We start from the raw sequence: 17,602 nt of genomic DNA on the forward strand, positions 1-17,602 counted from the left end.
CCCACCCCGCCAAAGCTGTGCTTTGTCTCCCCTCCCCGCCTGCGGGGAGGGGTTCTTTTATTATGGGTAATTTGGCGGACATGATATTATTCAAAGCGAAAGCGTTCCATAAAACGGCGGTCAATCCAATCTTTGTAATGCCACAATAGTTTGTGAGGTGGTAAAGTAAAAATACCTCTGGTTGCGATGGCTCGTTTGTCTCCTGTACCAATTAAACTCAAATATTGTTTCTGTGGTCTATAAGGTTTGAGCGACTTACCTAATAAAATTCGCTGCAAATTCTCAAACAAAGGTTTTCCTTGTCTAACAGCAAATACCCCAGCTTTGGGACGCGGATGATTTACCATTGTGGCAATGTCACCAGATGCAAATACCTGCCGATGTGTTTGAGATTGCAGCGTATCTTCTACTAGAATAAAACCTTGCTCATTAGTTCCTAGTCCAGCAGTTTTTAACCATTCGGGTGCTGAAGCTTGTGTTACCCAAAAGATTTTATTGCACTCTACTTTCAACCCAGATTCGCATTTAATTTCAAATACTTCTTTAGTTTCCTTGGGTGTTATGGGTGCAATTTTACACACATTTTCCCCAAGATGCAGCTTAATACCTCGCTCAGTTAAAATTTGCTGAAGTTGATGCCGCACTGATTCACGGTAATTGGGCATCAGTTCTTGTCCGCGCTGAAATAAATGAATTTCTAGATTTTGAATTGGTTGTTGAGCTTGATGCAAAATCTCATGTAAACGCGATCGCATCGATAGGGCTAATTCTACACCGCCAGCGCCACCACCTGCGATCGCAATCCTAATTGGTTCTTGAGGATTTTTACCTACGGCTTCAATTAGTTCATGCCAATGCTCTAATAGCTGCCATACTGGTTTAGCTGCGATCGCATATTCTGCCGCACCTGATACAGATATTTTGGAAGGAGTGCTGCCAATATCAATAGACAGCAAATCAAAATCTACCGCCAGTCCGTTAGCACAAAGAACTTTGTTGTTTTCCAAGTCTAGGGCAACTACCGTGTCAATATACAACTCTACTTGAGCAAAGTTCGCCAAGGGTCGCAAGTCAATATGGCATTCATCATGGCTGTAAAGTCCGGCAATGTATCCTGGTAACATCCCAGAGTAAGCTGTCTTTGGTGCTGCGGTAATCAACGTCAAACGTACTCCGGGCAACGGTTTCATTCCGAACATTTTCAAGACAATAGCATGGCTGTGTCCGCCACCAATTAACACCAATTCTTTAACTAGTGGCTGTAATTTTTGCTGCATTTCAATACTCAATTTTAGTTAATCGCTGATTAGGAATAAATCAAAATCATCACGATCGGGGTTAATTTGCAGTTAAAAATAAATATCTTCAGTAATCATTAATGATTTTCATATTGTGAAAAATATTTTATCCGTAAATAACATCCAGCTATCAAAAATATTCCGGTGGATACCTACTTCCCAGGAGCAAGTTAAAAAAACTCAGCATCATTCGCCAAAACAACGCTTAAAAAGAGCAAGCGAACAGCTAGGAAATAACACACTAGAAACCAGTCTAGCGATAATTAATGATTTAGAGCAAATTGCCCACAATCATCCACAGTACCACTGGATAATCATAGACATTCTTACTACTTTTGTCCGAAAAAATGCTCCTTACATACCCCAACAAGAAGTTACGAGCAACCTCTTAACAAAAGTTCGTGTAGATATTCAAGCAGCCCTGACTGTTATCACCAGAAGAGATGCAAACAAAGACCCAGAAAATGAGCAACTTGATTTAAGCTACACGAACATGAGAGGAGCAAACTTAAATGGGGCGAACCTAGAACAGGCAAATCTCTATCAAGCAAATCTTGCTGGGGCTAACCTTAGAGAAGCTAATCTAGCGGGGGCAATACTTAGTGCAGCTAACCTAGAAGGAGCTAACTTATATCTAGCCAACCTAGAAGGAGCAATCCTCAGTGCCGCCAACTTAGAGAAAGCTAACCTAGAAGGAGCTAACCTGCGTGGTGCAAGTTTATATTTAGCTGGGTTGCATGGGGCAATTCTCAATGATGCCATACTCGATGGGGCAAACCTCAGAGAAACCAAATTTTCTGAGTAAAAGTTAAAGCGATTAGAAATCGCGGCTACACAAACCAAGTCCGCCTACGCGGACTAACGCCAGATTAAGGATTTGAAACCCGCGTAGGTGGTCACTGAGCTTGTCGTTCGCGCAGCGTCTCGTAGAGAAGTGCGGGTTTTGCCTGTGTAGCCGTGACTTCCAGTCGCTTCCAGTCGCCCGGTGCTACTAAAAATTAGCTGTTAATTGAAGCAACTGGCACAGAGCCATTTGGTACAGAGACATTATTTAAGATAGGCTGACGGGTTTCGAGGTCAAATTTGAAGCCATGTGGCAAAATATGAAGCTTTGCTCCACAAATCGCCAAAGACTCATCCTTCAAAATTTCGCCCATATTGTTATATGTAGCCTCTGATTCATCAACAATCGTAACCGCACCTTCACCAATTACTTCAACTTGGTTATCTGTCACCACCATCGCGGTATTTTCGTCAATACCAAATCCCAAGACAGCAGGTTCTAAGATTAAAGCTGAAATTAAGCGTCCCAAGCGTCCACGCTGAGAAAAATGTTGGTCAATTACCACCCCTGGTAAAAATCCCAAACCTGGTCCCATTTCAACAGTTTCAATGCGAGGATGCGTCTGGGAGTCACCTTCGACAATCATTTTATCTGGCATCACAGCAGCTCCGGCGCTTGTGCCCGCGACAACTATACCTTCAGAGAAGCGTTTGTGAATCGCCGTATCGATTTCGGTATCCTTGAGAATGCTGGTAATCCGAGCTTGGTCTCCCCCAGTAAAAAATACCCCAGTTGCTTTATTAATAGCTTCCAACGCGGTAGACGAAGAGGCATCTTCACGGGTTTCTGTATCAATAATGCGAACATTTTCGGCTCCCAGCCGCTCAAACACTCTGATATAATTTTCCCCCACTTCTCTTGGTAGTTCTGTTGCGGCTGTCATAATCACAATGTACGCCTTTGTACCCCCAGCGCGTCGGACAAAATCCCGCAAAATTACAGAATCACCCTCTTTGTCTTCGGCTCCACCAATAATTACTAACTGCCGTTTGATATTAGTTTGCACCATGATGCCTCCTGATTGGAATTAATAGATTTCACTAAACCATGACAATTAAAAGTATCAAATCATCCCTTTGGTAGATTACTTGATGGAAGATGGGATTAAAATTTGCGCTCGCAATTAGACCAAAAGATTTTTGATATACTAAATAAAATCCACAACATCAACGGCCTCTAGAGGTACTTTCTAGAAGCATTGTTGGCTATATTGCTAATTGGCGATTTATCCTGCGATTTTGACTCAATTTTGGATTTGAGATTTATCCCATACATGAATGCTCTTTCTTTGATAAATCCAAAATCCAAAATTTAAAATCTAAAATTCCTAGCTGGGTGCAATTAGATTTAGATATCTAATGGTAAGTCCTAATCAATCCGACTTCTGTTGTAAAGCAAGTCAGTCAAGAAAAAATGTGCTTGTTCTAGTGGCAGATGCCTGGGTTTGCCTTGGTAGACGATTTGATACTCATTCATATCTGCCCCATCTCCATGTCCAGAGATCAGCTTTTGGTGAAAAGCTTCCTCAGCAAGTTCTCGAATTTGATCTCTTAGAGCAGCTTTTGTGCTATTCATACTTTGCTGTCTTTTTTTAATACCCATATTCATTTATACAAATTATGGGGTGAGTGTTGCACCTTTCAAAAGTTATATCTTCGATGATTCATGAGGATGAATTGACTGACTTTTCAGGTTCTATGCAAAAGCCCACGAAAAACCTAACCCCCTGACCGTGTGGGTAAGGGGAAAATTCAAAGTTTCTCTCCTTTTAGCCTATAGGCTTTTGATCCCTCTAACCCCCTTAAAAAAGGAGGCAAAAACTTCTTAAAGTCCCCCAATTTATCGGGAAGCCACTGCGGTCTTGGGGAGCCAGTCCGGTCTTCTCCCAGGGGGAGACGCTAAAAGCGTTAGCGCAGCGTCTGGGGTTTCCCCCTCCGGGTTCGGCAGTCCCTCTTTGTTGGGGCAACAAGACCGGGCTGCCTCACCAAGTGGAGGATCTGGCGTGTCTCCCCAAGTAGAGCAAGTGGCGTGGATTTAGGGGGATCTTCAACGGCTTTGGTTTTGTACCAAGATGTGTGTACACCGTAGCCTTCTAGCAGAGAGAAATAGAAGAGAGTTTTTCCAGATCAGGTGAAAATGACTGTTATTGATTCCTCATTCAGGAATGAGGATTTAATTATGCCTTGAGATAGTTGAAAATGCTTAGTAATAGAGTTAGTGTAGGTTCTGATTAGTTCAATGGCAAAGCCATCACACTCCAAAATCAATGTGAATTAATCTACAATCAACAAGTCTGAGTAACCACAACTCAGCATTTAAATTTTAGGGTGTTTAGCCAAAGGTTCGTAATCAATGGTTCTACAAAAAAGCAGTGAATTAGTCCGCGTAAATGCTAGAAGAACGGATGTATTCGATATTTTCAACTTCAAGCATTACATTGGGCCAAATCCCTATTTAGATATAGGGGCGCTAGTATTTGATTTTGCTCTAGTTGACTCTAGAAAGCCTTTGCCCATTGAAGATTATATCGCAAGCATTGGCGATCGCTATCCAAACCTGCGCGATCAAAGCTACGAATCATATCCCCATCTCTTTGCCCAAGTTGTCTCCCAAGTTGGAAAGCTGGATATGGATTTACACCTTAACCATTGGAGTGTTAAGCCATATCCCAATTGCACGCGCATTAGCTTCCAATCACTACATGAACGTACAACTAGAGAGGTAGTTTACTTTGTTTGGGATTGGTTTGAAAGCATTACCCAAGATGAAGACTTTACCTTTGATGAGCAGCTAGTGAGGCTGCAAGATAGATTTCGCGCATCTGTCTACGGTGGTCCTACGGTTTACGCCCTATTGCGAACAGCCTACGAGAAAGGTATTCCCGCCTTTTATTTGTGGGAAGAAGGATTAATGCAATACGGCTTTGGAAAAAAACACGTCCGGGGAGTAGCAACAACATTTAACTGTGATAGCCACCTAGATTCGGAGTTTACCACCCGCAAAGATGATTGCAAGGCATTTTTGAAAACTTTGGGGTTTCCAGTGCCTGAAGGTGATATTGTCTTTTCCGAGAAGGAAGCTTTGGTGGCAGCAAGACAAATCGGCTATCCAGTTGCAGTTAAGCCAGTGGTAGGCCACAAAGGAATTGGTGTCACGGCTGATGTGCAAGACTCAAAAGAACTGCTATCTGCTTATAATCGGGCACTGGCAGCGATTCCCGAAGATCAGCAAAACCGAATAATTGTAGAGAAAAGCATCTCAGGATCAGATTTTCGTTTGCTGTGTGTCAATGGTCGATTCGTCGCCGCCACAGAACGCCGTCCAGCCTCGGTTGTCGGAGATGGATATTTAACCCTTGCAGAGTTAATTCGTCAAGAGAATCGCAAACCTGCACGTTTAGATACGCCAACCTCGCCGATGGGTAAAATTCAAATCGACGAAGCGATGGAACTGTATCTAGAGGAACAGCGCTTATCATTAGATAGCGTGATTGAGAAAGAGCGCACTGTTTATCTGCGTAAAGTTGCCAATCTTTCAGCCGGAGGTATAAGCATCGATGCCACCCCGACAGTTCATGCTGATAATATTATTTTGGCGCAAGATATTGCCCAACATTTCCAACTGACTTGTCTGGGGATTGATGTCATTACCAAAAGTCTGGCAGAATCTTGGAAGTCCAGTAGCTTTGCCATCCTGGAAATCAATGCTGCACCGGGAGTTTTAATGCATCTTAAACCTTCTGTTGGTGAAAGCGTTGATGTACCTTCTCATATTTTAGAAACCTTTTTTGAGTCGGGTACAGATGCCAGGATACCAATTATTACCTTTAATAAAATCTCAGTTGAAGAACTGCAAGGGACCATTGACCATATCCTTTTGCAAAATCCTAACTTGACAATAGGCGCTGTTTGTCGTGATGCAGTTTTTGTGAATCGGTCGAAAAAAGTATTGAGCAAAGATTACAACAGTAATGTCCAAACTTTGCTGCGTCATCCCAAACTTGATTTACTAATTGCCGAGTACTCTGAAGAAATCTTAGAAGAACAGGGGATGTTTTACCAGAATAGTAATATCGTAGTTTTGGATAATCCCACTGAAACTGAGATGATACTGGTGCGGGATGTTTTTGATAGTTCGACTGTGGTGATTAGAAAAGGCAACGGTATTTCTATTCGTCGCAAAGGGTTGATCGAAGATTATAATTTGGGTGAAGATGAACCATTTACGCGGGTTTATTTGAAAGAAACTGGAGCGATTTTCTAAATTGGGTACTGAAAAAATTTGGATGCTTGAATTTACATCGGTTTGAAATTGAATAGAAATGTTTCGTGCAGTCCCCACCTAAAAATACTATAAAAATATCTACATTTGAGGTGGGGTAAGCGAAACCAGTATAAAACGCGCAGCAACAGCTATTCTTTCATGCTATTATTCTAAGAATTAGTTTTTGCGGTACTGTAAAAGCTTTATAGCTGGAGACATAGACCAATTTCACTAATTATTTATAATCAGTAAAAAGTATTACTAATAATGACTTTTTACTAGGGTGTTCGGAAGCGAAAGTTCTAACGACACACTGAGAACGCCAGTAGCCCTGGTAACGCTCAAGAAGTATTTCAGCTTCTTAGCGCACTAATCCCCATGTATAATCTTTGATTTAGATGGGGTGCGTTCAATAGACCACAGGGGTAGGGGCACAATATGTTGTGTCTCTGCAATAGAGATATCCGAAAATTAATTCTGCGTTGCTCGAAATCCTTGGTAGGGACAATTCATGAATTGTCCCTACGTCATTTTCACTCCTATGTCTAATAATTTTGTATTCCAGTACCTTTGAAAAATGACGATTTTTGCATAATTCCTGGTAATCTTACCTTTGTGTAGGAACCGATGTAAACCAAGGATTTATGACTCAGGAGCAATGGAGCGTAGTTGACCGTTACTTCACTGATCTGCTTGTGCCGTCTGACCCCGTGCTGGATGCGGCACTCGATACCAGCGCTGCTGCCGGTCTGCCACCGCAGAATGTTTCCCCGAATCAGGGTAAGCTGCTCTTTCTGTTGGCGCAGATCCAAGGGGCACGCACCATCCTAGAGATTGGCACTCTGGGCGGCTATAGTACAATCTGGCTGGCGCGGGCTTTGCCCTCTGATGGTCGCCTGATCGCGCTGGAGGCTGATCCAAAGCACGCCGAAGTCGCCGTCGCTAACATTGCCCGTGCAGGTCTGGCTGACATAGTTGAGCTGCGCCTCGGACGAGCGCTTTCTACCCTAGAGCAGCTCGCCAGCGACGGTAGCGGACCATTTGACTTGATATTTATTGATGCTGACAAGCCAAGCAATCCCGATTACTTGGCGTGGGCGCTCAAGCTCTCCCGTCGTGGCAGCCTGATTATTGCTGATAATGTTGTACGCGACGGTGCAGTAGTTAACCCTGCCAGCGACGATCCTAGCGTTCAGGGGGTGCGTCGCTTCAACGAGCTACTCGCTGCACAGGGGCGCGTGAGCGCTACGGCAATCCAAACCGTGGGGAGCAAAGGGTATGACGGCTTCGTACTCGCCCTTGTTACCGACTGACTAAGGCAAGTCCTTTGGGGCGGGCTGTAGGGTGTAGGAGCATTGAGTTGAGTTGAACTAAAGCTAAACTAAAGAAGAGATTACTTAATAAGTTTTAATAATTCTGTTATGAGTACTGATTCATCTGTTAATTCTCCCGAAAAACCTGAATCCACATTCGGGAAGCGTGTGAGAAACTTCTTAATTGTAATGGTAGCGATCGCACTTAGCGTTTCCCTTGTTTTCGGATTGCGAACTGAAACAACCTCGGCAACTCTAGCCAAGTTAAGCGAGACATCCACACCGTTAGAAGTAGCCGTCAGCAACGGCAAACCATCTCTAGTAGAGTTTTATGCCGATTGGTGTACTGTCTGCCAGAAAATGGCCCCAGATATGACTCAACTAGAAACAGAGTATGCTGACAAGATGAATTTTGTCATGCTGAATGTGGATAATACTAAGTGGCTGCCGGAAATGCTGAAATATCGGGTAGATGGAATTCCCCATTTTGTATTTTTGAGTCAGCAAGGTGAAACCATCGCCCAAGCCATCGGCGATCAACCCCGGACGATTATGGCTAGCAACTTAGAAGCTTTGGTTACTGGTTCGTCTCTCCCCTATGCTCAAGCTAGCGGCAAAGTTTCCAAATTTTCAGCCCCAGTAGCACCAACAGCACCAACAGCAAGTCAAGATGACCCCCGCAGTCATGGCAGCCAAGTGGTAAATTAGTGACTTCCAAATAAAAAAATACTTAACTACTGATTGTGGGGTAGGAGTTTCGCCATTGGCATCAAGTTAAAGCGTCAGCCCACTTGTTTTATTAAGAATAATAAATCTCATTGATGTATACTGATGATTGCACTTAGATATATGCAAAAATGCTGGAAAACCGTTAAAAACTGATTTTTCAGTAAGTTTGCCCTAACCTGCAAATGTATTTTCGCCTTCAAAAAGCAGGATTTGTGAAGCTGACTTCTATTAGCTTTCCTAGATTTCTGACCAGAAGTAGAGAAAGATCCAAGTTTCCATGAGCAACGGCTGACAAGACTTTGCTATAGGCGCTAAAGTGCATCTACTACAAGCTTAACGACAGGAGAGCGCCTAGAAGAGTCAGTAATACCAGACAGGGACTCTCGCATGAATATAAATCCAGCAGAATCAACTATGGAGTTGACAAAATTATCGCCACCCCAAATTCTTTTCGGCACAGAATTAGATGAGAAAAGCAGTAGTGAGCAGTTTCTACTAAGTATGTACGATTCTGTGCAAGCATCAATATTTGTAGTTGATGTTCTGGAGGACAAGGATTTTCGATATGTAGCACTTAATCCTACTCATGAGCGATGGATAGGCATTCGCTCAGATGATCTCCGGGGCAAAAAACCAGAGGATATTCTCTCGCCCATCGATGCGGCTAAAGTGCGTCAACATTATGCTGACTGTGTACGCTTCGGCAAAACTATTTCTTATGAACAATGTTTGCAATTCCAGGGAATTCCCACTTGGTGGAGTACGACTCTCACCCCACTAAAGGATGCTAACTCTAGGGTTTATCGACTGATTGGTACTAGTAGCAATATCACCCCTGTGAAGCAAGCAGAACAAGCAGTTGGACTCCAGGCGGAACGGGAGCAACTGCTAGAAGCGATCGCCAGACGGATTCACGAATCTGTAGAATTAGAGACAAATCTGCATCAGACAGCAATTGCACTCCGGCAGTTGTTGAATTGCGATCGCGTCCTAATTTATCGCTTCCAGGCTGATGGTAGTGGAATAATCATTGCCGAATCAAGTGTGGCTCCTAGCGATCCCCTATTGGGAAAAAATATCACCGATCCCTGCTTCAATGACAAACATCGAGAACACTACGGACGAGGTTGTATTCAAGTTGTCGAAGATATTTATGCAGCCGGTTTGCATCCTTGCCATATAGATTTCCTGGCATCTTTGCAGATCAGAGCCAATCTAGTCGTACCGATTTTCCCAGAGCAAGATATGTGGGGGCTATTGATTGCCCAGCATTGCCACCAACCACGTCAATGGCAACAAACTGAAACTGACTTGCTCAAGCAGTTAGCAACTCAAATCGGCATTGCGATCCAACAGGCAGAACTTCGTCAGCAACTTCAGAATCTCCAAGACAAGATGGAGTTGCAGAAACAGAAGTACAGAAATCAGTTGCAGCAGGTGCGAAAATTTGAAGCCTTGGTGCGAGGCATGACAGAACAAATCCGCGACAGTCTAGATGAAACTCAGGTGTTGCAGACACTCACCCAGAAATTAGCAGAGTTACTAAACCTCGAACGTTGCCAAATCGAACTCTATAGCGCCTGCCAAACTCTGGTTACTATTACCTACGAGTACACCATTAACCTACCACACTGTCAAGGATTGACTAGACAGATTTCCAACCGTCTGGAAGTTTATCAGCCCCTATTACAAAAACAACCTTTGCAATTTTTGGAAATTGTACCGGGATGGCAACCAAAGTTGCTCGTTATGTCCCAGATGGCTTGTCCAATTTTTGATACTCAAGGGATTTTGGGAAATATTTGGTTGACAAAACCGACACAAGAGGCATTTGAGGAATTTGAAGTTGAGCTAGTGCAGCAGATAGCAAATGAATGTGCGATCGCCATTCGTCAAGCCCAGCTTTACAAACAAACCCAGACACAGCTAAAAGAACTAGAAAAAGGCGATCGGCTCAAAAACCAATTTCTCAGAACCCTGTCCCAAGAACTGCGGACACCAATAACAAGCATTAGCCTTGCAGTCCAAACTCTCGAAAGTGTCCTCACACCAGCAGAAATATCAGAGATAGAAATAGTTCCGCAACTCTTGCAGATTTTGCATAACGAGTGTGGGCGAGAAAGCAAATTAATTAACGACCTACTCACACTTACATATCTCGAAGCCGAACCCGATCCCCCAACATTGATTGCCATTGACCTTCAAAGCTGGCTTCACCCCATTATCGAGTCTTTTCGAGACCTCACCAACTGCCAGCGACAGCAATTAAACCTGATTGTTGATCATGGGCTGCCGCCTTTGGAGACAGATATCACCGATTTGGAGCGGATTGTCACCGAACTGCTGAACCATGCCTGCAAGTATACCCCAGCAGGCGAATCTATCAGAGTCTCTGCTCACCTGATCGGGGATGCAGTAGAGCTTAATATTACCAATTCGGGAATAGAGCTTACCAGCAATGAACTTTCACAGATTTTTGAGCCTTTCTATCACCTTGACAAACACGATCCTTGGAAACATAGCGGCACTGGACTGGAATTGGCATTAGTGCAGAAAATGGTCAGACATTTAGGCGGCTCAATTTATGTAAAGAGTGCAGCAGGTCAAACCACCTTCACCGTCAAATTCCCCTTTTAATTTGTTTTTTGGGCGCGGCACTAGCCAAATTGTCAGAAGTTGTGGTATGATTGTTTTTCGTGTGGGTGACTAGCTCAACGGTAGAGCAGTAGACTCTTAATCTATTGGTTGCGGGTTCAAATCCCTCGTCACCCACTTCTTTCAGTAACCTAGATGTACATTAACTAATTATTTGTCACTGTTAACAGATTATTGTCACTTTTCACTAATTAATGTCATTGTTAAGAGATTAATATACTCTTTGAGAAATTAATGGCACTTTAGAAAACTAGGATGTAACTTTCCTATAATATTATTCCACCTATATCTCACTTTTAGGTGATTGCGATACTTTAAAAGAAACCGCCTAGAATGCTTTTGCAAGATACCCACAGTTCGCGATTGCAGGAAGAATCCATAACGTACTGTGCGTTTAATCTCACCTTGTTAGAAAATATTTTTTGTCCAAAACATTTACGACCAATAGATTAAGAGTCCTTTCAACCCACCCTTTTTAACAAAACTTTTGTAGCTAATCTGAAAAATAAGATATAAATCTTTTAATCTTTTAACCCGTCTCTATCCGAAGGGTTGTTGAAATCGGTCTTCACTTCCTAATCCGATTGTGAATGACTTTTATGAACTACCTCTAGCTAGAAGGGGTGCATAAAATGATTTCATGCAGGAAACTTTTTTTACGAGTAAACAAGCTGCTGAAATCACAGGCTGCACTCTGCGCCAGCTCCAATACTGGCGAGAAAAGGGTGTAGTTATGGCTGTTATCGGTGAAACTGGAATAAGGCGTAGTATTTATTACTCAAAGCCGAATTTGATTGAACTGGCAGCAATGTTATATTTTTTGTCTATGGGGCTAAATTTTGATGTTGCTAATACTACGCTCAAAACAAATTTGCAAAATTAATATGCTGCTGCACGGCATTCGAGATGCAGATATACATAATGACGATACAACGATTACAACTGCAATATCCCCCGCTATGCTGACAACGCGCCACCGCCAGAACCGCACGATGTACGGGCGCATTTGTTGGGGGGAATTCCTAAAGTAGAGGTAGAGGCTAAATCTCCCCTATTAGCAGCATATGGGTTTGATGCAACTAGAATTTTTGTGGAGCGCAATTAATTATGACTGCTTTAACTTTACAATTACCTCCTAATCTCAAATTTACGGATGAGGAATTTGAACAGATTGTTGGTGTGAATAAAGAGTTGCGTTTGGAATTAACTGCTGAAGGAGAATTAGTAATCATGTCACCCACTGGGGGAGAAACGGGAAACCGTAATTTTGATTTATTAGGTCAGATATGGTTTTGGAGCAATCAAAATAATTTGGGAAAAGCTTTTGATTCTTCTACTGGGTTTAAACTGCCAAATGGGGCAACTCGTTCACCTGATGCTTCTTGGGTAAGGATAGAAAGATGGGATGCTCTTACCCCAGAACAAAGAAAGAAATTTATCCCTTTGTGTCCTGATTTTGCAGTGGAATTAGTTTCTGAAACTGATGATGTGGAAGATACTAAAGCTAAGATGCAAGAATATTTAGCAAATGGGTTACAACTGGGTTGGTTAATTAATCCTAAAGATCAACAAGTAATCATTTATCGCCCAAATCTTGCACCAGAAGTTTTACAATCTCCCACAAGTTTATCGGGTGAAGATGTTCTCCCTGGTTTGGTTTTAAATTTACAGCAGATTTTTACATAAATGAATGATTATCTTGATTTTATTTCTCCAATCACAGAACGTTCTCAAATTAAACCTTTTATAGAATCGGATGCTGGTGTTCAGCAGCAAGAAGGCAAACTTGATAGTGTGTTTGCTGCTTGGTGGCAAGTACACTCGGCTAGTTTGGGTGACTTGCCTAAAACTAAAAAGGTGATGGAACTCCGCGCTGAGTTTTTTAGTTCTTTTGTGGATAGTTTGCAACCTGTGGGATTACTTGACCGCTTTAAAGTTGCGGGTGTGGTTGCTAGTTGGTGGAATGAACAGAGGTATGAACTGAGAACTTTATCAGAGTCAGATTTTGGTGGTTTGGTTGATAGTTGGGTAGATACAATTAAAGATGCTTTAGAGCAAGATGATGATGAGAAGAAAAAGCAGGCAAAATTTGATCCTCTCAATCATAAATTGGTCGGGCGGTTGATGCCGGATTATTTACAAGATATTGCTGAGGCTGAGGCGAAAATTGCAGAATGAGAACAGCAAAAGTCAGCTTTTGAGCAGGGAGAGGAAGCTGAGGCGGATGTTGAAGAAGTTGAATAATCAGTGGCAAGGCTAAAATGTTGCAAAAAAATTGTAGGTTGGGTGGAGGCTTTGCCAAAGCCAACATCTTGATATGTGTTGGGTTGCGCTCCGCTCCACCCAACCTACGTTTAATGCACTATTTTAAGCTTGCCACGCCACTACAGGTTAATTTTATTAAATTATACTTATATTTACTAAATGTTGGGGTTAAATCATTTGCCCGTCGAAAGCGTCCCAAAAATAAGTGCCTTCTGCCTCCTACCTCCTGCCTTCTTCACTGTTCCCGTTGAAATTTCCAAATGAGATTACCCATAGAGACTGACCAAAATTAAAGATTTTCTCAAATAAAGATGATTTTGAGAGTAAACAAGGGATAACTAAGGATAGTTCAATGTGTGGTGACTATTCTCTTAGTTTTGTATGACCTATTGCCTCAGAATTGCCGACTTACCTACAAATGAGCGTCCGCGTGAACGACTAATGACGCATGGTGCCAAAATTTTAGCCACAGCAGAATTAATTGCAATTCTTCTAGGCACCGGTCAAGGACCAGGAAAACTGTCTGCTGTGGGTTTGGGACAATATATTTTGAGCGAATTAGGCAAACACCAACGCGATCCTTTAGCAGTTCTGCGAGAAGTTAGCCCCGTCGAGTTGATGCAAATTTCTGGTGTTGGGCCAGCGAAGGCGACAAGCATTCTGGCGGCAATCGAATTGGGGAAACGCGCCTTTCAATCTCGTCCCAACGATGGCACATTAATTGATAGCCCACTTGCTGGTGCTGCTACCCTCAGTCAAGATTTGATGTGGCAGACACAAGAACGTTTTGCAGTGTTGCTGTTAGATGTTAAAAACCGCTTACTAGGTACGCAAGTAATTACCATTGGCACCGCAACTGAAACCCTAGCCTCTCCCCGTGATATTTTTCGGGAAGTTATTCGCCAGGGAGCAACACGGGTAATAGTTGCCCATAACCACCCTTCTGGGAATCTGGAACCCAGTCAAGAAGATATAGAATTGACGCGTCAGTTATTAGCAGGGGCACAGTTTTTAGGCATTCCACTACTAGATCATCTGATTTTAGGCAATGGCAATCATCAAAGTTTACGGGAATTGACAACCTTGTGGGATGAGCATCCACAGGGGGATTAATCATTAATATAATGTGCGGATTCAATAAGACCTTCTGCCTCCGGCAAGAACTGCCTCCTTCAATTTACAGCGATTTTCAGGTAAATGAACCACAAATAGACCTCACTTCCATTCCTCTCTCCTACGTTCGCGTAGCGGCACGAAGTGCGGAGAGAGGCTTTGATTTTCTCCCCTTCCTTTGTAGGGAAGGGGCTGGGGGTTAGGTCTCATAATTGTGGTCTAAATACATGAAAACTGCTGTAAGAAGTAGGGATCTTGTTTTTGCACGTTTGATTTAGATTAGGGACTGATATCATGTCCGCTTGATTACTTATTAAACCTGAAGAACCCCACCCCGCCTTTAACTGATGTCAAAGTCTCCCCTCCCCGCAAGCTCTTAGGGGTTGGGGGTGGGGTGTTAGAGGACTTTTGCAAGAGGTCTAATTAATTCTGCTTAATCACTTAACGGGGTAGTTGTTTTTAATAAATTCCCAAATTTTAACTCGATCAGACTCATGTAAGCCATGTATCGTTTTTTCCTTGGCAACGTATCCATAATTAGCAAAGTCAGTAAAATAGCCATCTATTCCTAACTTAATGAACTGTTCATATTCACAAAGCGCTTTCCCTTGGTAGTCAGGGGAAAGAAAATATGAATCGCTGCGGAAGGTGTAAGGATGGACTAGCAAGCCAGCATGATGAGCATCACTTACTAAAGAAGTTGGTTGTTTGAGGAACTTATCGGCATCGCTAATCTGGCCATCTCCATTAAGATCAATCGGTTGACCTTGGTTATCCAATCGTGCAGAGGCAGGCACAATTAACCGTTTGTCAGGGCCAATTCCTGTTGCGTAAGTTTTAACTTGAGTCAACCCTTTAGGAGTGATCAGATCAGCGTAAGTTTGAGGGAGGTTGTGGTAAACAAAGTCATAAGGAGCGCCACTGCTATTAATTAACTGAATCAGAGGAATATTGACTCCAGCAGCAGGCATGATTTTATTTTTTAATTCTTTCAGATTAGACACTTCAAAGGATTGAATAAAAATGCGATCGCGATTCGTGTAGCCGTTGGCAACCAACCGCTCAATCAGAAGTTTTGAAGTATTGACATGAATCGGAGTGCCATCTAAATATTTACCAGCTTCAGCAAAATATGTCGGGTGCTTAGTTTCGGGATAGATACCAATTTTCCGCCCAGTTTTTGCTTCGCTGCCTTTGGCAAGATTGATAACTTCATCAAAAGTAGGGATTTGGAACAGACCATTATACTGAGTATTCTGAGGGCGAATATTGGGGAGGCGCTCGATTGCCCGGAGTTTCTTAATCTCAGCTAAAGTAAAGTCTTCTGCAAACCAACCTGTAACAGAACTTCCGTCAAGGACTTTGGTTGTTAGACGGGAAGCAAATTCTGAAACATCGGCAACGTTTGTTGTGGCTTCTTGGATAGTAACTTTTCCATTAGCATCGTAAACAATCTTGCCATTTTTATCTGTTTTCACAGTTGCCAATAGAGGCTCGTGGCGAACAATCAGGACTCCATCTTTGGTTACTACCAAATCAGGTTCAATGTAGTCTGCGCCAAATTCAATTCCTAAGTTGTGAGAACCAATCAGATCATGTCCAAAATCTCCCACTGTATGTTCTGGACGATAACCAGTTCCACCGCCGCGATGACCAATTACTATCGGAGGTTGTCCGTATAGAGTATTTAGCTTGGGAAAGTTTGGGTTGCGGTTGCCCAAGTCATTAGCGTCAACCAAATTGATACTGCCTAGAATGACTGAAACAGATAATGCCAAAAAAAAGCACAGAAATAGTATATAACCTTTGAGTCGAAACATATTTAAAGCCTAGTGAGTCTAGGCTTTTAGTTTGAGAGTTTAAGGTTAAAACAAGGTTTATAAAAGTTTAATTTCTGCAATTGCCTATCAAGGCTTAGAGGTTGTTTGAAAAGTATTTGGCTGTGATTTTAAGTACTTCTAGATCCCCCCGAGCAAGCCTCAAAAAGGGGGGAACCGGAATCAAAGTCCCCCAATTTATCGGGGAGCCAAAGATTTAAATTCTCCCCCGCCTGCTGCGGCAATTGTCAGAGAAACCATTAAAACAGCAGTTAATCAAGGATGGGGGGAAGAAAATGCATCAGCATTAATCAAAGCTTTGGAGTTAGAAGCAGGAGTCACCGTTAAATCATAACTGTGAACTAAGCTGTTACGTATACAACTTGCATTATCAGGGCGCTCATGTTGCTCACCCCACAATCATATTGAAAAAATATTAGTGCAAATTAAAGGCGCAACAGCCTAAGGCTTGTTAGAAAGCGGTGGAGCCATGTCTGAGGTGGGCGGTGCGATCGCTACATTCTGCCCATTCACAGTTAATTGGGTTGCTTCTATGACTTGTCCATAGCTGTTGCGGCTACCAAAACCCTGAACTTTAACTTGAAGGTGGAGAGGTGAGAGTCGGAGTCAGACTTGAGGATTCTCCGACAAAGACACTAGGCGATCGCAATTTAGTTGCCTGGGTGGAGGATCGAGGACAGGGATTATCTGCTACTGAAAAAGAACAAATTTTCGTGCCGTTCTATTCCACCAAGCCGGAAGGAACAGGGTTAGGGCTGGCAATCACTCACGAAATTGTGACACGTAATGCAGGTTATATCCATCTGCAATCTCAACCCGGATGTACTCGCTTCAGTATTTATCTACCTATTTGTGATCAGGATATAAACTGCAATGGCTAAGATTCTGATAGTTGACGACGAAAAAACCTTGCGGCAAGCGATCGCTCAAATTTTGCGAAGCGAGGGTTATGAGGTGCTAGAAGCAGCAGTGGTACAGCAAAATCAGTTTCGAGAAGACCTATTTTATCGCTTGAACGTGATGCGGATTGATTTACCACCTTTGCGCGATCGCCCTGAAGACTTAGAAGAACTTACACAACACTTTCTCAATACCATTGCCATGCGACGGGGATTAAAACGCTTGGCACTGGCTCAGTCGGCAATGGAGAAGTTGAAGAGTTATACTTTTCCTGGCAACGTGCGCGAATTGCAAAATACCTTGGAACGAGCAGCGATTCTCTCTGGAGGACGAACGATCTGGCACGAATATCTTATTTTTAGCCAACAGGATGAGACATGAATA

Annotated in this window: 15 protein-coding genes and 1 tRNA gene; 12 read left to right on the forward strand and 4 right to left on the reverse strand. The window is 42.8% G+C overall.

Going from position 1 to position 17,602, the window contains the following annotated elements:
* Window positions 1-86 precede the first annotated feature (86 nt).
* Window positions 87-1,277: an FAD-dependent oxidoreductase gene (locus tag V7K97_RS03655; RefSeq protein ID WP_334799340.1), complete on the reverse strand. Its 1,191-nt coding sequence runs from the start codon at window positions 1,275-1,277 to the stop codon at window positions 87-89.
* A 115-nt stretch (window positions 1,278-1,392) separates the two neighbouring features.
* Between V7K97_RS03655 and V7K97_RS03660 the strand changes: the two genes are divergently transcribed.
* A complete protein-coding gene (locus tag V7K97_RS03660; RefSeq protein ID WP_334799341.1) occupies window positions 1,393-2,103 on the forward strand; it encodes a pentapeptide repeat-containing protein in 711 nt (236 codons plus the stop codon).
* Between the two features lie 193 nt (window positions 2,104-2,296).
* Here the strand turns inward: V7K97_RS03660 and V7K97_RS03665 are convergent, their stop codons facing one another.
* A complete protein-coding gene (locus V7K97_RS03665; protein ID WP_334799342.1) occupies window positions 2,297-3,151 on the reverse strand; it encodes a cyanophycinase in 855 nt (284 codons plus the stop codon).
* Window positions 3,152-3,510: 359 nt separating this feature from the next.
* Window positions 3,511-3,717, reverse strand: a complete 207-nt coding sequence (locus V7K97_RS03670) for a hypothetical protein (protein ID WP_334799343.1) — start codon at window positions 3,715-3,717, stop codon at window positions 3,511-3,513.
* A gap of 777 nt (window positions 3,718-4,494) precedes the next feature.
* On the opposite strand from V7K97_RS03670, the gene V7K97_RS03675 reads away from it, so the two are divergent.
* From V7K97_RS03675 to radC, 9 genes are all read left to right on the forward strand, one after another.
* Window positions 4,495-6,405: an ATP-binding protein gene (locus tag V7K97_RS03675; RefSeq protein ID WP_334799344.1), complete on the forward strand. Its 1,911-nt coding sequence runs from the start codon at window positions 4,495-4,497 to the stop codon at window positions 6,403-6,405.
* A gap of 644 nt (window positions 6,406-7,049) precedes the next feature.
* Window positions 7,050-7,718 carry an O-methyltransferase gene (locus V7K97_RS03680; RefSeq protein ID WP_334799345.1) on the forward strand — a complete coding sequence of 223 codons (669 nt, stop codon included), beginning with the start codon at window positions 7,050-7,052 and terminating at the stop codon, window positions 7,716-7,718.
* Between the two features lie 108 nt (window positions 7,719-7,826).
* Complete coding sequence (locus V7K97_RS03685; RefSeq protein ID WP_334799346.1) at window positions 7,827-8,426, forward strand: thioredoxin family protein; 600 nt, start codon at window positions 7,827-7,829, stop codon at window positions 8,424-8,426.
* Between the two features lie 408 nt (window positions 8,427-8,834).
* Window positions 8,835-11,084, forward strand: a complete 2,250-nt coding sequence (locus V7K97_RS03690; protein WP_334799347.1) for a sensor histidine kinase — start codon at window positions 8,835-8,837, stop codon at window positions 11,082-11,084.
* Window positions 11,085-11,147: 63 nt separating this feature from the next.
* Window positions 11,148-11,219 (forward strand) — tRNA-Lys (locus V7K97_RS03695).
* A 523-nt stretch (window positions 11,220-11,742) separates the two neighbouring features.
* Window positions 11,743-11,985: a MerR family transcriptional regulator gene (locus tag V7K97_RS03700; protein ID WP_334799348.1), complete on the forward strand. Its 243-nt coding sequence runs from the start codon at window positions 11,743-11,745 to the stop codon at window positions 11,983-11,985.
* A gap of 224 nt (window positions 11,986-12,209) precedes the next feature.
* Window positions 12,210-12,788, forward strand: coding sequence for a Uma2 family endonuclease (locus V7K97_RS03705; protein WP_334799349.1), 579 nt, complete (start codon window positions 12,210-12,212; stop codon window positions 12,786-12,788).
* Window positions 12,789-13,280, forward strand: a complete 492-nt coding sequence (locus tag V7K97_RS03710) for a hypothetical protein (protein ID WP_334799350.1) — start codon at window positions 12,789-12,791, stop codon at window positions 13,278-13,280.
* 468 nt (window positions 13,281-13,748) lie between these two features.
* Window positions 13,749-14,480 (forward strand): RadC family protein, encoded by a 732-nt coding sequence (radC, locus tag V7K97_RS03715; protein WP_334799351.1) that lies wholly within the window; start codon window positions 13,749-13,751, stop codon window positions 14,478-14,480.
* 437 nt (window positions 14,481-14,917) lie between these two features.
* Here radC and V7K97_RS03720 read toward each other — a convergent pair whose 3' ends face one another.
* Window positions 14,918-16,300, reverse strand: coding sequence for a glycerophosphodiester phosphodiesterase (locus V7K97_RS03720; RefSeq protein ID WP_334799352.1), 1,383 nt, complete (start codon window positions 16,298-16,300; stop codon window positions 14,918-14,920).
* Between the two features lie 611 nt (window positions 16,301-16,911).
* Here V7K97_RS03720 and V7K97_RS03725 point away from each other — a divergent pair.
* Together V7K97_RS03725 and V7K97_RS03730 are read left to right on the forward strand one after the other, a co-directional pair.
* Entirely contained in the window at window positions 16,912-17,199 is a 288-nt protein-coding gene (locus V7K97_RS03725; RefSeq protein WP_334799353.1) for an ATP-binding protein, read from the forward strand.
* Complete coding sequence (locus V7K97_RS03730) at window positions 17,192-17,599, forward strand: hypothetical protein (RefSeq protein WP_334799354.1); 408 nt, start codon at window positions 17,192-17,194, stop codon at window positions 17,597-17,599. The genes V7K97_RS03725 and V7K97_RS03730 overlap by 8 nt, the downstream gene beginning before the upstream one ends.
* The last annotated feature ends 3 nt before the right edge of the window (window positions 17,600-17,602 follow it).

It is taken from the genome of Nostoc sp., assembly GCF_036917815.1.
Lineage (GTDB): Bacteria > Cyanobacteriota > Cyanobacteriia > Cyanobacteriales > Nostocaceae > Nostoc.

Coding starts and splice junctions, on each gene's coding strand:
- V7K97_RS03705 (WP_334799349.1), top strand. CDS start 12,210: ATGACTGCTTTAACTTTACAATTACCTCCTAATCTCAAATTTACGGAT.
- V7K97_RS03690 (WP_334799347.1), top strand. CDS start 8,835: ATGAATATAAATCCAGCAGAATCAACTATGGAGTTGACAAAATTATCG.
- V7K97_RS03730 (WP_334799354.1), top strand. CDS start 17,192: ATGGCTAAGATTCTGATAGTTGACGACGAAAAAACCTTGCGGCAAGCG.
- V7K97_RS03675 (WP_334799344.1), top strand. CDS start 4,495: ATGGTTCTACAAAAAAGCAGTGAATTAGTCCGCGTAAATGCTAGAAGA.
- V7K97_RS03685 (WP_334799346.1), top strand. CDS start 7,827: ATGAGTACTGATTCATCTGTTAATTCTCCCGAAAAACCTGAATCCACA.
- V7K97_RS03655 (WP_334799340.1), bottom strand. CDS start 1,277: ATGCAGCAAAAATTACAGCCACTAGTTAAAGAATTGGTGTTAATTGGT.
- V7K97_RS03680 (WP_334799345.1), top strand. CDS start 7,050: ATGACTCAGGAGCAATGGAGCGTAGTTGACCGTTACTTCACTGATCTG.
- V7K97_RS03720 (WP_334799352.1), bottom strand. CDS start 16,300: ATGTTTCGACTCAAAGGTTATATACTATTTCTGTGCTTTTTTTTGGCA.
- radC (WP_334799351.1), top strand. CDS start 13,749: ATGACCTATTGCCTCAGAATTGCCGACTTACCTACAAATGAGCGTCCG.
- V7K97_RS03700 (WP_334799348.1), top strand. CDS start 11,743: ATGCAGGAAACTTTTTTTACGAGTAAACAAGCTGCTGAAATCACAGGC.
- V7K97_RS03670 (WP_334799343.1), bottom strand. CDS start 3,717: ATGAATAGCACAAAAGCTGCTCTAAGAGATCAAATTCGAGAACTTGCT.
- V7K97_RS03710 (WP_334799350.1), top strand. CDS start 12,789: ATGAATGATTATCTTGATTTTATTTCTCCAATCACAGAACGTTCTCAA.
- V7K97_RS03665 (WP_334799342.1), bottom strand. CDS start 3,151: ATGGTGCAAACTAATATCAAACGGCAGTTAGTAATTATTGGTGGAGCC.